General features: G+C 63.5%; 12 protein-coding genes and 1 pseudogene. 7 read left to right on the top strand and 6 right to left on the bottom strand.

What is annotated here, in order from left to right:
* Nucleotides 1–8: 8 nt before the first annotated feature.
* The gene (locus tag LOY51_RS21985; protein ID WP_125465392.1) at nt 9–2,312 is read right to left on the bottom strand and encodes a TonB-dependent receptor; all 2,304 of its coding nucleotides are present in this window, start codon (nt 2,310–2,312) and stop codon (nt 9–11) included.
* 221 nt (nt 2,313–2,533) lie between these two features.
* Between LOY51_RS21985 and LOY51_RS21980 the strand changes: the two genes are divergently transcribed.
* From LOY51_RS21980 to LOY51_RS21965, 4 genes and pseudogenes are all read left to right on the top strand, one after another.
* The gene (locus LOY51_RS21980; protein WP_125465391.1) at nt 2,534–3,214 is read left to right on the top strand and encodes a Fe2+-dependent dioxygenase; all 681 of its coding nucleotides are present in this window, start codon (nt 2,534–2,536) and stop codon (nt 3,212–3,214) included.
* A gap of 3 nt (nt 3,215–3,217) precedes the next feature.
* The gene (locus LOY51_RS21975) at nt 3,218–3,988 is read left to right on the top strand and encodes a tetratricopeptide repeat protein (RefSeq protein ID WP_258643047.1); all 771 of its coding nucleotides are present in this window, start codon (nt 3,218–3,220) and stop codon (nt 3,986–3,988) included.
* A 53-nt stretch (nt 3,989–4,041) separates the two neighbouring features.
* Nucleotides 4,042–4,563 carry a hypothetical protein gene (locus tag LOY51_RS21970; RefSeq protein ID WP_258643045.1) on the top strand — a complete coding sequence of 174 codons (522 nt, stop codon included), beginning with the start codon at nt 4,042–4,044 and terminating at the stop codon, nt 4,561–4,563.
* 101 nt (nt 4,564–4,664) lie between these two features.
* Nucleotides 4,665–4,751 (top strand): annotated as a pseudogene (locus tag LOY51_RS21965) (sel1 repeat family protein); the annotation flags it as partial.
* A 710-nt stretch (nt 4,752–5,461) separates the two neighbouring features.
* Here the strand turns inward: LOY51_RS21965 and LOY51_RS21960 are convergent.
* Nucleotides 5,462–6,625 carry a type III PLP-dependent enzyme gene (locus LOY51_RS21960; RefSeq protein ID WP_125860139.1) on the bottom strand — a complete coding sequence of 388 codons (1,164 nt, stop codon included), beginning with the start codon at nt 6,623–6,625 and terminating at the stop codon, nt 5,462–5,464.
* 584 nt (nt 6,626–7,209) lie between these two features.
* Between LOY51_RS21960 and LOY51_RS21955 the strand changes: the two genes are divergently transcribed.
* The 3 genes from LOY51_RS21955 (at nt 7,210) to LOY51_RS21945 (ending at nt 11,204) form a co-directional block, all read left to right on the top strand.
* Complete coding sequence (locus LOY51_RS21955) at nt 7,210–7,698, top strand: RNA polymerase sigma factor (protein WP_110993484.1); 489 nt, start codon at nt 7,210–7,212, stop codon at nt 7,696–7,698.
* 17 nt (nt 7,699–7,715) lie between these two features.
* Nucleotides 7,716–8,678 carry a FecR family protein gene (locus LOY51_RS21950; protein ID WP_258643042.1) on the top strand — a complete coding sequence of 321 codons (963 nt, stop codon included), beginning with the start codon at nt 7,716–7,718 and terminating at the stop codon, nt 8,676–8,678.
* A 108-nt stretch (nt 8,679–8,786) separates the two neighbouring features.
* Entirely contained in the window at nt 8,787–11,204 is a 2,418-nt protein-coding gene (locus LOY51_RS21945; RefSeq protein ID WP_258643040.1) for a TonB-dependent siderophore receptor, read from the top strand.
* A 134-nt stretch (nt 11,205–11,338) separates the two neighbouring features.
* Here the strand turns inward: LOY51_RS21945 and LOY51_RS21940 are convergent, their stop codons facing one another.
* The 4 genes from LOY51_RS21940 to LOY51_RS21925 are packed head-to-tail and all read right to left on the bottom strand — an operon-like array spanning nt 11,339 to nt 14,780.
* A complete protein-coding gene (locus tag LOY51_RS21940; RefSeq protein ID WP_125860133.1) occupies nt 11,339–12,496 on the bottom strand; it encodes an osmoprotectant ABC transporter ATP-binding protein OsmV in 1,158 nt (385 codons plus the stop codon).
* The gene (locus LOY51_RS21935) at nt 12,493–13,146 is read right to left on the bottom strand and encodes an ABC transporter permease (RefSeq protein WP_125860131.1); all 654 of its coding nucleotides are present in this window, start codon (nt 13,144–13,146) and stop codon (nt 12,493–12,495) included. The genes LOY51_RS21940 and LOY51_RS21935 overlap by 4 nt, the downstream gene beginning before the upstream one ends.
* Complete coding sequence (locus LOY51_RS21930; RefSeq protein WP_125860129.1) at nt 13,143–14,054, bottom strand: glycine betaine ABC transporter substrate-binding protein; 912 nt, start codon at nt 14,052–14,054, stop codon at nt 13,143–13,145. Before LOY51_RS21930 ends, LOY51_RS21935 begins: the two co-directional genes overlap by 4 nt.
* Before the next feature lie 12 nt (nt 14,055–14,066).
* Entirely contained in the window at nt 14,067–14,780 is a 714-nt protein-coding gene (locus LOY51_RS21925; protein ID WP_125860127.1) for an ABC transporter permease, read from the bottom strand.
* Nucleotides 14,781–14,931: the final 151 nt, after the last annotated feature.

The following is a 14,931-nucleotide window of genomic DNA, read 5'->3' as shown; positions in this document are numbered from 1 at the left end:
TGCATCCTTCAGAAGTGGACGCTGGTGGTCAGCAATGCGGTCCGGCCCGCCGCCTGGTTGGCGAAGTGGGTGGAGAACGCCTTGTCGTAGTAGACCTCGTTGGTGAGGTTCTGCACGTTCAGCTGCAGGTCGATGTTCTTGGTCAGCTTGTAGGCGGCCATGGCGTCGTAACGCACGTAGCTGTCGACCATGGTGGTGTTGGCCACGTTGCCGAACACGTCATCGACGTAGAAGGCGCCGCCGCCGACGGTGAACTTAGGCGTGACCTGGTAGGTGGTCCACAGGCTGGCGCTGTTGTTCGGGGTGTTCGGCAGCTGGTTGCCGTCGTTGGCCTTGCCCAGCGGGCCGCCGTCGATCTGGCGGGCCTGCATGTAGGTGTAGCCGGCGAATACCTGCCACTTGTTGGTCAGCTTGCCGCTGGCCGACAACTCGATGCCCTGCACGCGGGTTTCGCCGACGTTTTCGTAGCTGGTGGTGCCAACCTGCACACGGGCGTTTTCTTTCTCGGTGCGGAACAGCGCGGCGGTGAGGGACAGACGCTCTTCGAGCAGGTCCCACTTGGTGCCGATCTCGTAGTTGGTGGTTTCTTCCGGCTCCATGTCGCTGGCGAGCAGGTTGCCGGCGCGGTCGGTGGTGTTGCCCAGCGGGTTGCCTTCCATGCCTTCGCCAAGTTGCGCGCCCGGCGGGGTGGCGGAAGTGGCGTAGGACACATAGACGCTGCCGTTGTCGGCCGGTTTCCATACCAGGCCCAATTGGCCGGTGATGAATTCGCTGGTGTCCTCGCCCTTGGCGGCGACGCCCTTGGCGTTCACCGTGGTGCTGCCGTTGGCGTTGCGGGTGCGGTACTGGGTATCGAAGTGGTCGTAGCGCAGGCCCATGTTCAGCAGCCAGGCTGGGCTCAGCTCGAGGGTGTCGAACACGTACAGGGCGCGGGTGTTGCTCTTGGTGTTGGTGCCGGCGTAGTTGCGCGAGATGGCGCCGTTCCACGGATCGTCCGGGTTCGGGTTGCTCAGCGAGGTGCAGTTGTAGGACGGTGCGCCGATGCCGTTGCATTGGCGCAGGTTGTTGACCACGGTGGTGCCGGCGGTGGTGGCGACATCGTAGGACGTCCGGTCGGACTCCTCGCGGCTCAGCTCGATACCGGTGGAGAAGCTGTTCTTCAGGCCGCCCAGGTAGAACTCACCGAACAGGTCGGTCTGGTTGGTGGTGGTGGAGGTATTGCCGACCCGGGTGTTGGCTCGGCGCCAGACGCTGCCACGGTTGACGTTGCCCTGGCTGTCGTCGGGCTGGGTCAGGATGTAGTCCTGCATGCTGTTGCCGTGGCGCAGGGTGTTCTTTATGGTCAGCGCGTCGGTCAGGTCGTGCTCGATGGCGAAGGTGGCGATGTCCACCCGCGACTTGCGAAAATCTCGGTCGGTCAGGCCATAGAAATTGTCGCTGTCACCACCGTCCTGAGGTTTGCTCGGGTGCGCCGAGGTTCGCGCTGCGCTGCCACGCACAGGAATGCTGTACGGGATGCCCGAATCCGGCAGGTCGTCGCTTTCCAGGTGGTAATAGTCGAGGTTGACGCGGGTCGGCGTACCCAGGCCGAAGGCCAGCGACGGGGCGATACCCCAACGGTCGTAGTTGACCTTGTCGCGGCCGGCGACGTTGCTTTCGTGGGTCATCAGGTTCAGGCGCCCGGCAACGGTATCGCTGAACTGGTAGTTGCCGTCGAAGGTATAACGCTGGGTCTGGTCGCTGCCCCAGGTCCAGGCGCCGTCCAGCGAGTTGCCCAGGTGCGCGCGCTTGCTCACCAGGTTGATGGTGCCGCCCGCCGCGCCACGGCCACCGATGGCCGAGTTCGGGCCCTTGGCCACTTCCACCGATTCGATGGCGAAGATCTCACGGGTTTGCGCGCCAGTGTCACGCACGCCGTCCAGGTAGGTATCGCCCTGGGCGTCGAAGCCACGGATGAACGGGCGGTCGCCTTGCGGGTTGCCGCCTTCGCCAGCGCCGAAGGTGATGCCGGGCACGGTGCGCAGGGCATCCTGCAGGTTCAGGGCGTTGGTGTCCTTGATCACTTGCTGCGGGATCACGGTGACCGAACGCGGCGTGTCCACCAAGGGTGCGGTGTACTTCTGCGAAGAGGCTTTCTCGACCTTGTACTCGGTGTTCGCCTGTTCGGCCTTGCCGTTGACGCTGGTGGCGTCGAGGGTGATGGCGTTGTTGGCGGCCGGGTCGGCAGCGTAAGCAGAAGTGGCAGTGATCGCCAGGCCGATGGCGGAGGCGAGCAGACGTGGTGAACTGACGGCGGTTGGCACGTGACGCATTGTTATTGACCTTCCCCAAGGTATGAAGGCCGCGGATGTTAATGTAAGCGAATGTAAGGAACAATTGAGAAGCGTTACCATTCGCTAGAAATTTACATTCTTTACATTTTCACCTTACGGTTTTTACGGGTTCGTGCGTCGATTGGTCCGAAAGGGGCTTGTGATTGGTAAAAGGGAATCAATATCATTGGCGCCCCTAACCCGCGCCAGGTGCCATCGCCATGCTGCTTCACATTCCCGGGCTGTTCGACGCCGACGAAATCTCGCGTATTCGCCAGGCCCTGGAGCAGGCCGACTGGGCCGATGGCAAGGTCACGGCGGGTTACCAGTCGGCCAAGGCCAAGCACAACCTGCAGTTGGCCGAAGGCCATCCGCTGGCCAAGGAGATCGGCAGCGCGCTGATCGAACGGCTGTGGCGCAACCCGTTGTTCATGTCGGCAGCGCTGCCGCACAAGGTGTTCCCGCCGCTGGTCAACTGTTACCAGGAGGGGGGCAATTTCGATTTCCATATCGACAACGCCCTGCGCCAACCCAAAGGCAGCCCGGAGCGGGTGCGCACCGACCTGTCTTCCACCCTGTTCCTCAGCGACCCTGACAGTTACGACGGCGGCGAGCTGGTGATCCAGGACACCTACGGCGTACAGCAGGTCAAGCTGGCGGCTGGCGACATGGTGTTGTACCCCGGCACCAGCCTGCACAAGGTCAACCCGGTGACCCGCGGCGCCCGCTATGCAGCGTTCTTCTGGACCCAGAGCCTGGTGCGCGATGACGGCCAGCGCACCCTGCTGTTCGAGATGGACAACGCCATCCGCCAGCTCACTGCCGACGTGCCGGATCATCCATCGCTGCTGCAACTGACCGGCACCTACCACAACCTGCTGCGCCGCTGGGCCGAGGTCTGAGCCGTGTCTTATCAGTTGCGTCGTGAACAGGTGGTGGACCTCGCCGGGCTGCAGGCCATGCTCGAACATAGCCCGGGCCAGGCCGCCCAGGCCATCCTCGCGGCAGCGGGGCAGGGCGCGGTCGAGGCACAGTTGCTGCTGGGGCAGATCCTGCTCGACGGGCGCGGCATCGAGCAGGATGCCGAGGTCGCCCGGCGCTGGTTCCAGATTGCTGCTCAAGGGGGCAACGGCATGGCGCACAACATGCTGGGGCGCTGCTTGGAGCATGGCTGGGGCGGTGCAGTGGACCTGGCCCAGGCGGCCATTCACTACGCGCGTGCGGCCGACGCCGGGCTGGACTGGGGCATGTACAACCTGGGTAACCTGCTGGCCACGGGGCGCGGCGTACCGACCAACCAGACCCAGGCATTGGCGTGCTACGAGAAGGCTGCTCAGCTGGGCCATGCCAAGTCGATGAACTTGTACGGCCGTTATCTGGAGCAAGGTATCGCCACCGCCGCCAGCCCGGCCCGTGCCGTGCGCTGGTATCGCCGCTCGGCCGAGGCGGGTGATTTCCGTGGCATGTTCAGCCTGGCGATGGTGCTTGCCGAGCGCGGTCAGATGGCCGAGGCCGAGCCATGGTTCGAGCAGGCTCGTGCAGAGGGCAACCTGAACTTCCTGCGCAGCAGCCAGGCGCTCCTGCTGGCGGCCGGCCCGCTGCTGTCTGCTCAGGCGGCCCGTTATAGCGGCGAGCTCGAGCTGCGTGCTGGTGCAGGGGAAAGCCTTCGATCTTAAGCGGGCGTGGGGTGACGAGCATGCTGAGGCGACTTTCCCACAGGAGTCGCACCATGGCTGAACCCTACATCACAGAACAATCCTTCATTGCCCGTCTGAATGTGCTCAACACCAAGTATCCGGGGCCTGTAGGTCGCTGGGAGTACAGCCCGGGCTACAACGGCAGCGTCCACTGGCATCAGAACACCTGGCTGACGACCTCGCGCCAAGACCGTGAGGCCTTGAAGTTGTGGTTCGGCGCCGTGGAGTACGGCGACGAAGGCCATGTCTATGAGGTCCGTCTATGGACCGGCAACAGTGCGGGCCCGATGTACAACCGGCGGTTCGACATCAGTTCCAATGGTTACTTAGGCCTCTATGAAATCACCCCAATCGTGGGCCCCCTCTGGCGCATGGCGCATACCGATGACGGCAAGATGCGCATGACCAGTCTCGACGGCAAAGGGGTGGGCGTGCACTGGGACAAGGCAGCCTGGAGCACCGGGCGCATGGGTAGCTACCTGCGCTTGGGGGCGGAGCCGTCAGCCCTGTTCGATGTGGATATCGTGCAAATGGGCATCGAAGAGCCGCTTTAGGTTTTTGTCGGACAGTACAACCTGCTTCACCGCTGGGCCGAGGTCTGAGCCGTGTCCTGCCAGTTGCGTCGTGAGCAGGTGTTGGCCCTGGCCCAGGCGGCCTTCACTATGCGCACGCGGCCGACACCGGGCTGGACTGGGGCATGTACAACGTGGGTAACCTGCTGGCCACCGGGCGCGGTATGCCGACGAGATCGAACTGCGCGAACAGTAAAGGTGAACCTGTCGGCCCATGGCATTTATGGGCGCCGTTGTCAGTGTTTCCAGCTGATCATCAAGCTTCCTTTCCGATCATGGTAGCGCTTTACCACGGAGGAACTGGCATGCGTTTCATTCAAGAACGTTCATTCATTGCAACACTCTCTTCCACGACGCCTGGATATGAAGGTGTTCTCGATTCGGTCGAGTTCAAAAGCGTTCCTGCCTCACGCTGCAATAATTGGCTGACCCTCACTTCCCATTTTTCGGTACACGCGCAGCAGCGTTTCTGGTTCGGTTACTACGAGGGGGCGAACCCTGGCTATAAGGTCGTTACCGTGGAGTCGGAGGCGGGTGCATCCCATCGTGATATCTGGGACCTGGGGCGCGGAGATTGCGTCGGCTATTACGTGAAGGTGGCCAAGCCACTGTTGTGGCGTATCTGGGTCGATGGCCAGAAACTGGCGATTCCTGAGGTCAGCGACTACTCCCAGGTGACGATTGCCGCCGTGGGCAGCGTGCCGCTAGGGGTTCGTAACCGAAAGTCCTGGGAGGATCGCTATGTCAGCGCGGGTGCGCCAAACAAGTTGATCATGCGGATGAGCGTCAGCGAGGTGAATGTGCCGAGTTTCGACAATTTCTCGATGTTTCGCCGCCTCTGATCAGGCATGAAAACGGGGCCTTTCGGCCCCGCTCTGCATTACAGGTAGTAGGCCTTCAGCGGCGGGAAGCCGTTGAATTCCACCGCGCTGTAGCTGGTGGTGTAGGCACCGGTGGACAGCCAGTACAGGCGGTCACCGATGGCCAGGTTCAGTGGCAGGCCGTACTTGTAGTTCTCGTACATGATGTCGGCGCTGTCGCAGGTCGGGCCGGCAATAACCACTTCTTCGGTCTCGCCTTTTTTCTCGGTCCAGATCGGGAACTTGATGGCCTCGTCCATGGTTTCGATCAGGCCGGAGAACTTGCCCACGTCGGTGTAGATCCAGCGCTCGACCGCGGTGCGCGACTTGCGTGCCACCAGCACCACTTCGCTGACCAGGATGCCGGCGTTGGCGATCAGCGAACGGCCTGGCTCGAGGATGATTTCCGGCAGGTCGTCACCGAAGTCTTCCTTGAGGAAGCGAATGATCTCTTCGGCATAGGTCTCGAGGCTGTTGGTGCGGGTGATGTAGTTGGCCGGGAAGCCGCCACCCATGTTGATCAGCTTCAGCTCGATGCCGTCTTCTTCCTTAAGGCGCTCGAAGATCACCTTGACCTTGGCGATGGCGGCGTCCCACACGCTGATGTCGCGCTGCTGCGAGCCAACGTGGAAGGAGATGCCGTACGGCACCAGGCCCAGGTCGCGGGCGAGGATCAGCAGGTCCATGGCCATGTCGGTCTGGCAGCCGAACTTGCGCGACAGTGGCCAGTCGGCGGTGGTGGAGCCTTCGGTGAGGATACGCACATAGACCTTCGAGCCCGGCGCGGCCTTGGCGATGTTGCGCAGGTCGGCTTCGGAGTCGGTGGCGAACAGGCGCACGCCTTTTTCGAAGAAGTAGCGGATGTCCTTGGACTTCTTGATGGTGTTGCCGTAGCTGATGCGATCAGGGCTGACGCCACGGCCAAGCACTTTGTCCAGCTCGTAGATCGAGGCGATGTCGAAGCTCGAGCCTTTCTCTTTGAGCAGGTCGATGATCTCGACGGCCGGGTTGGCCTTGACCGCGTAGTAGACCTTGGCGAATTCGAACCCGGCGCGCAGGTCGTCGTAGGCCTGGCTGATCATCTGGGTGTCGATGAGTACGAACGGGGTTTCCTGCTTGTCGGCGAACGCCTTCATTTTCTGGAAGGTGTCACGCGCGAAATAGTCTTCGACCTGGATCGACATGCTCAAGGGCTCCATGGGCAAACTGAAAGAATAAGTGGCTGCAAACTGAACGTCCTCCGTATCCCCACTTTGGTTCGCCTACTTCCCAAGGCATGTCGCCGAAAGCAAAAAGGTCAACCGTGCCAGGCTGTGGCTGCGGGTGACCTTGCTGTCTCGTCGTCAGTACTTGAGCCGGATGGATCGTTTCCAGCATGGACGTTCGGCGCGCACTTTAGGGCGTGATTCCAGCAAGATCAACAGGCAATCCCGGTGGGTTCGCCGTGGATCGACGAGCAGTTACCTGAATAACCGACTCGTGTGACCGGCAGATGTTCCCCGGGATCTTTGAAGCGTTAAATATTGTGGAATAGACCGGGCTGGCCCCTTCGTGGGTGAACCCGCTCCCACAGGGATTACGCGATTCCTGTGGGAGCGGGTTTACCCGCGAAGGAGGCCAAGGTGTTCATATTTATGGCCACGTATACCTGGTACGTCGGTGCATGAAACCCGTCATAAATTTTTTGTTACCGACTGGCGGAATTGCCGCTTTTGATGAGAAACATTACTATTCGCACCCTTATCTGCCTGCCTGATGATCACCCACCGTGTCCGGACACAAAGGCTTCCTCGACCACTATCACGAGCTGATCGGCACCTGGACGCGCAAGTTGCGCAGTCGTCAGCAGGCCGAGGACCTCACCCATGATGCCTTCGTGCGGGTTCTGGAAAATCCGCGCGATCAGGTCGAGCAGCCACGTGCCTACCTGCACCAGACCGCACGCAATATCGCTGTCGATGGCTACCGCCGTGAAGACCGCCGCCAGGCCCTGGTGCTGGAAGGTTTCGACGACGAAGCGGCGGCGGGTGATGACCCGGAGGCCTACGTGCATGCCCTGGAACTGGCCGACAGTGTCGAGCGGGCGCTGGCCGAGCTGCCACTCAACTGCCGGCAGGTGTTCGTCTGGCAGAAGCTCGAGGGCCTGAGCCAGGCCGAGATCGCCGAGCGCATGGGCTTGAGCAAGAACATGGTCGAAAAGTATATGATCCGCACGCTCCGACATCTGCGTGAGCACCTGGATGTGTCGGCCAGATGAGTCAGGAGACCCCATTGATGAAACAGCATGCGTTCGACCCCGCCGGTGAGCAGGCGGCCGCCTGGTTCGCCCGGGTTCAGGACGCGCCGGGCGACGCCGAGCTGCAGGCGGCCCTGCAGCAGTGGCTGGCGCAGGATGCACGGCACCGCGACGAGTATCGCCGGCTCACGCAGCTGTGGCGCGCCGCCGAGCTGATTCCACGGCAACGGCTTCAGGCGCTCTGCGCACCTGAGCCGGTGCGCCAGTTGCCACGCCGACGGGTACTGCGCCAAGCCCTGGCGGCCGGGGTGGCGATCGCCGCACTTGGCCTGGGCTGGAGTGGCTGGCACTACCAGCGGCTCAATCATCAGGACGCATTGCAAACGGCACTGGGCGAGCGCCGCCAGTTCGACCTGCCGGACGGTTCGCAGTTGCAGCTCAACAGCGGCACACGGTTGAGCGTGGACTTTTCAGTGGGTCGCCGGCATGTGCTGTTGAGCCAGGGCGAGGCGATGTTCATCGTCGCCCACGACACTAGTCGCCCCTTTGTGGTCAGCACCGCCCAGGGTGAGGTGACGGTCACCGGCACGCGCTTCGATGTGCGCCAGGACCCGGCCAGCACTCGCGTGGCAGTGGAGCAGGGCTCGGTGCGGGTGCAAGGCGCAGGTGATGGGCTGGCGCAGTTGGGGGCCGGCCAGGGCTCGCATATCGATGCCCACGGCAAGGTTGCCGCGCCCTATGCCATCGACGTCGATTCGCTCACCGCCTGGCGCCAGGGCAAGCTGGTGTTCGACAACACGCCGCTCAGCGAAGTGGTCGTCGAAGTGTCGCGCTACCGTGCCCAACCGCTGCGAGTCGCCCCCGGTAAAGTGGCCGGCCTGCGCCTGTCGAGCAGTTTCAGCACGGATGACCCCGATGCCCTGCTGCGCGCCTTGCCGAGCATCCTGCCGGTGGCGATCAGGCAGCATGCCGATGGCTCCAGCGAAATAATTGCAAAATAGATTCAGGTTTTTTTTCGCCCGTTCGTCTTCCCCGCCAGCTGCAACTGCCAAGCATTTACATTTGCATGCGGTTGGCGTTTATCCGACCTTTCAGGATTTCTCGAAGACGTGAACAACAACAAGCCCCTTCTCCAGCTGCGCCGCCTGGCGCTGGCCCTGGCGGTCAGTGCCGCTGCCGCCAACAGCTACGCCGACAGTATTCAGATCCAGGCCCAGCCGCTGGCGACCGCCCTCAAGCAACTGGGCCAGCAGACCAACCTGCAGCTGTTCTTCAGCCCCGAACTGGTGGCGGGCAAAGAGGCCCCGGCGGTGTCCGGCGACCTGGCTCCGGAACAGGCGCTGCAGCAGCTGCTGCAAGGCAGCGGGCTGACCTTCGAGCAGTCGGCCGATACCGTGGTGGTCAAGCCGGCGGCAGTCGCCGGGACGCTGACAACCGGCAGCCTGGAGCTGGCGCCCACCGATGTGAAAGTGGTCGGCGACTGGCTGGGCGATGCTCAGCAGAGCGTGGTGCAGAACCACCCCGGCGCGCGCACCGTGGTACGCCGCGAGGCGATGGTGGAGCAGGGCACCATGAACGTGCGCGATGCCCTGCGGGGCATCCCCGGGGTGCAGGTGCAGGACTCCAACGGCACCGGCGGCAGCGACCTGTCGCTGAACGTCGGCGTGCGTGGCCTCACCTCGCGCCTGTCGCCGCGCTCGACCGTGCTGATCGACGGCATCCCGGCCGCCTTCGCGCCCTATGGCCAGCCGCAGCTGTCGATGGCGCCGATCTCCTCGGGCAACCTCGACAGCATCGACGTGGTGCGTGGTGCAGGCTCGGTGCGCTATGGCCCGCAGAACGTCGGCGGGGTGATCAACTTCGTCACCCGGGCGATCCCCGAAAAGGCCAGCGGCGAGCTGGCGAGCACCCTTGAGACCTCGCGTTATGGCGGCTGGAAACACACCGAGTCGGCCTTCCTCGGCGGCACCGCCGACAACGGCATCGGCGTCGCGCTGCTGTACAGCGGCGTCAATGGCAATGGCTACCGGCGCAGCAACAACGACAACGACATCGACGATGTGCTGCTCAAGACCCACTGGGCGCCGACCGATGTCGACGAGTTCTGGCTGAACTTCCACTACTACGATGGCCGCGCCGACATGCCCGGCGGCCTGACCCAGGCCCAGTACGACCAGGACCCCTACCAGTCGCTGCGTGACTACGACTACTTCGCAGGCCGGCGCAAGGACGTGTCGTTCAAGTGGCAGCGCCAGCTCGACGACGCCACCCAGTTCGAGGTGTTGACCTACTACACCGACAGTTTCCGTGGCAGCACCATCGCTTCCAGCGACATGAAGACCCTGTCGTCGTACCCGCGCAACTACCACACCTTCGCCATCGAGCCGCGCTTGTCGCGGGTGTTCTTCGTCGGCCCGACCACCCAGGAGGTCAGCGTCGGCTACCGCTACCTGAAGGAGGCCATGCGCGAGCAATCGACCCGGTTGTCGTTGATCGACAATGTGCCGACCCAGACCGCCAAGTCCGACGGCCATGTGTTCCAGGACCGCAGCGGCGGCACCGAAGCCAGCGCTTACTACATCGATGACAAGATCGACGTGGGCAACTGGACCATCACCCCGGGTATCCGCTTCGAGCACATCAACACCGACTGGCGCGACCGCCCGGTGCTGGACGACAGCCTCAAGCCGGTGGCGGAGAAGAACCGCAGCATCACCAGCAACGAGCCGCTGCCGGCGCTGAGTGTGATGTACCACCTGTCCGATGCGTGGAAGCTGTTCGCCAACTACGAGACCTCGTTCGGCAGCCTGCAGTACTTCCAGCTGGGCCAGGGCGGTAGCGGCGACAGTACCGCCAATGGCCTGGAGCCGGAGAAGGCCAAGACCTACGAGCTTGGCACGCGCTATGACGATGGCCATTTTGCCGGTGAGCTGACGGCGTTCTACATCGACTTCGATGACGAACTGCAGTACATCAGCAACACGGTGGGCTGGACCAACCTCGGCGCCACCACGCACCAGGGTATCGAGGCGTCGGCGCGCTATGACCTGGCCGGGCTGGACCCACGCCTGCAAGGGTTGTCGGTAAATGCCGGGTACACCTACACCCGTGCCACCTACGAGGGTGACATCCCCGGCTTCGAAGGCCGCGACCTGCCGTTCTACTCGCGCCAGGTGGCGACTGCCGGCCTGCGTTACCAGGTCAATCGCTGGACCTGGAACCTCGATGCGTTCGCCCAGTCCGGGCAGCGCGCTCCGGGTACCGGCATGACCAGGACCGGCCAGTTCACCGGCAACTACATCACCGAACCGAGCGCCGATGGGCAGTACGGCGATATCCCGGGCTACGTGACCTGGCATGCCCGGGGTGGCTATGACTTCGGGCCGCAGCTGTCCAACCTGAAGCTGGCAGCCGGGGTGAAGAACCTGTTCGACAAGCAGTACTTCACCCGCTCCAGCGACAACAACTCGGGGATCTATGTGGGTGAGCCGCGCACGTTCTATGTGCAGGCCAGTGTAGGGTTCTGATCCGACGTTGCCTTCATCGCGGGGCAAGCCCGCTCCCACAGGGATCGCGCCAGGTCTTTAAGTTGTGAGCAAGACAGTTGCTCCCACGCCAGGTCGCAGATCGTGGGAGCGGGCTTGCCCCGCGATTGGGCGTATCAGGAGGCCACGGCCTCAGCCGGCGACACGATACTGGTCTTGCCCCCCCGCGATCGCCCGGAACTCAGGTACGCCGCAATCGACTCCTGCGTCACCTCCCCAAGGAACACCTGCTCGGCATCCAGCACCGGCAGCCACGCCCGGTTGAACTCGTACATCCGCGACAGCAGGATGCGCAGATGTTCATCGTGTGATGCCGTGGCGTTGAACGGCCGCAGGAAGTCGCCGCAGGTGCCCTGTTGGCGATGCATGTCGCGCCGGCGCACATAGCCCAGCGCCTTGTTCTGCCCGTCAGTCACCACCACATAGCGGCGGTCGTGCTCATCCAGCAGCTCGAGCGCATCGGCCACCGGCGTTTGCGGGCTCACCGACGGCGCGTTGTCCGCCGCGTCTTCGGCGCGCACCAGCAGCAGGCGCTTGAGCGTGCTGTCCTGGCCGACGAAGTTGCTGACGAAGTCGTCCACCGGGTGCGCCAGCAGGGTGTCCGGGTGATCCAGCTGCAACAGCTTGCCGGCACGGAAGATGGCGATCTTGTCACCCAGCTTGATCGCCTCGTCGATGTCGTGGCTGACCATGATCACGGTCTTGTTCAGCGCCCGCTGCATCTCGAAGAACTCGTTCTGGATCAGCTCGCGGTTGATCGGGTCGACCGCACCGAACGGCTCATCCATCAATAGCACCGGCGCCTCGGCGGCCAGTGCGCGGATCACCCCGATGCGCTGTTGCTGGCCACCGGACAGCTCGCGCGGGTAGCGCTGCAGGTACTGCTTGGGCTCCAGCTTGATCATGCTCATCAGTTCGCGGGCACGGTCGTGGCATTTCTGTTTGTCCCAGCCGAGCAGGCGCGGCACGACGGTGATGTTTTCCTCGATGGTCATGTTGGGGAACAGGCCGATCTGCTGGATCACATAGCCGATATGGCGGCGCAGGGTCACTTCGTCCAACCCGCTGGTGTCCTCGCCATTGATGAACACCTGGCCTGAGGTGGGGGTGATCAGGCGGTTGATCATTTTCAGCGTGGTGCTCTTGCCGCAGCCCGAGGGGCCGAGGAACACGCAGATCTCGCCTTCGTTGACGGTGAGGTTCACGGCATCGACGGCTTTGACCTCCTTGCCGTTGGCGTGGAAGGTCTTGCTGAGGTTCTTCAATTCGATCATGGGCGCAGTCCTTCTGGAGTCAGGGCACGTTGCAGGGTTTGCAAGAGCAGGTCGGCGACGATCGCCAGCAGGCTGACCAGCACGGCGCCGACCAGCAGCATCGACATGTCGCTGCGGCTGATGGAGGTGAGGATGAGCACGCCCAGGCCGCCGGCGCCGATGGTGGCGGCGATGGTCATCACGCCGATGTTCATCACCACGGCGGTGCGCACGCCGGCGAGGATCACCGGCACGGCGATGGGCAGCTCGACCATGCGCAGGCGCTGGCCGAAGGTCATGCCGATGCCGCGCGCGGCCTCACGGATACCGGGCTCGACATTGGTCAGGGCCAGGTAGGTGTTGCGCAGGATCGGCAGCAGTGAATAAAGGAACACCGCGGTGATGGCCGGCAGCGGGCCGAGGCCCTGGCCGAACTTCGAGTAGAACGGCAGCAGCAGGCCGAACAGGGCGATCGACGGAATGGTCAGCAGCACCGTGGCGCTGGCCTGCAGCGGGCCGGCCAGGGACGGGAAGCGGGTCATCAGAATGCCCAGCGGCACGCCGACGAGGATCGCCAGGCCCACCGCGATGCCGACCAGAGTGATGTGCTGCCCGGTCAGTTGCAGGACCTGGGCCCAGTCCAGGTGGGCGAAGGTGTCGAGCAGGTTCATGGTGTCACCTCGCTGAGTGGGTGCGCTTGCAGGAACGCTGCGGCGACCACGGCCGGGCTCTGGTGCTCGACATCAACCTTGGCGTTGAGCTGGCGCATGGTCTCGTCATCCAGCTGTTCGGCCAGTGGCTTGAGCAGCGTGGCCAGTTGCGGATGGGCGTCGAGCACTGCCTGGCGCAGCACCGGGGCGGCGGTGTAATCGGGGAAGTAGTGCTTGTCGTCTTCGAGCAGCTTGAGGTTGAACGCGTTCAAGCGCCCGTCGGTGGTGTAGACCAGGCCGGCGAATACCTGGTTATTGCGCATCGCGGTGTACACCAGGCCGCCGTCCATCTGGCGGATGTTGCGTCGATCCAGCGGCAGACCGTACAGCTCGCGCAGGCCGACCAGGCCATCGGGGCGGTTGGCGAACTCGGTGTCCAGCGCTACCAGGTGCAGGCGTTGCTGCTCGTCGTGCAGTACCTGGTTGAGGTCGCTGATCGTGTTGATCTGCGGGTAGGCCTCGGCAACCTGCTTGGGCAGGCCCAGGGCATAGGTGTTGCTGAACTTCGACGGGGTCAGCCAGACCAGGCCTTTTTTGCCATCGAGTGCTTTCACCCGGGCGTAGGTGGCGTCTGCGTTGGGCATGCGCTCGTCGATATGGTTGTAGGACACCAGCGACACGCCGGTGTATTCCCACATCAGGTCGAGCTGGCCGGTTTCCTGCGCCTGGCGCGCGATGTTGCTGCCAAGGCCGGTGGTCACGCGTACCTCGAAGCCGTTGGCACGCAGGTACTGGGCGGTGATTTCGGCGAGCACGGTCTGTTCGGTGAACATCCGCGCCCCGACGTGGATCAGCGGTTTTTCCGCTGCCTGGGCAAATCCTGCGTACAGCAGGGCCGCGCCCAGCAGCAAGGCGATTGTCTTGTTCATGGGTTCCCTTTTTTAGTGGGCCAGGCCACGTTCCAGCCAGCGCTTGCTGGAGGCACTTACCAGCGCGTCGAGCACCAGGGCCAGCAGTGCCGTGCACGCGGCGCCGAGCAACAGCTGCGGTTGGTTGTTCAGGGCGATGCCGGGGAAGATCAAACTGCCCAGGCTGTTGGCGCCGATCAGGAACGCCAGGGGCGCGGTGCCCACGTTCAAGGCCAGGGCCACCCGCACGCCGCCGACAATGATCGGCACGGCGTTGGGCAACTCCACCTGCCACAACTGCTGGCGCGGGGTCATGCCGATGCCGGTGGCGGCTTCCTTGAGCGAGGCAGGGACGTTTTTCAGGCCCTCGTAGGTGTTGCGCACGATGGGCAGCAGCGAGGCGAGGAACAGCGCGAAGATCGCAGGACCTGCGCCGATGCCCAGAACGCTCAGGGCGATGGCCAGGACGGCCAGGGGAGGAATGGTGTTGCCAATGTTGAAGAACTGCATGAAGCGTTCGGCTTTGTCGACCCGTTGCGGTCGACTCAGGGCAATGCCGGCGGGGATGCCCACGGCCAACGCCGCCGCCATCGAAGCCAGCACCAGCATCAGGTGCGCTTGCAGGTAGAAAGCAAGATCGTCGCGGTAGCGGGCGATCGTATCGATGCCGATCCAGTGGACCAGCAGGGCCAGGATGACGAGCACGGCGGCCCATCCCAACAGCCCTTTTCCGTAGCGTGCAGCCACAGGCGGACTCCTTCTTGTAGTCGGCGCTCGCACCCCCGTGTGGCCGGCCATTCCTGGCGGCGGGCGGTGTGAACGCGAGTAGCAGCGCGAGGCGGGCAGAACGCCGCGATCACGCCATGAGCCGAACCCCGTCGGGCCCGAAAATGCTGAT

It is taken from the genome of Pseudomonas sichuanensis, from assembly GCF_024749065.1.
GTDB classification, from domain to species: Bacteria; Pseudomonadota; Gammaproteobacteria; order Pseudomonadales; family Pseudomonadaceae; genus Aquipseudomonas; species Aquipseudomonas sichuanensis.
This window is presented reverse-complemented; position numbering and strand designations above follow the sequence as displayed.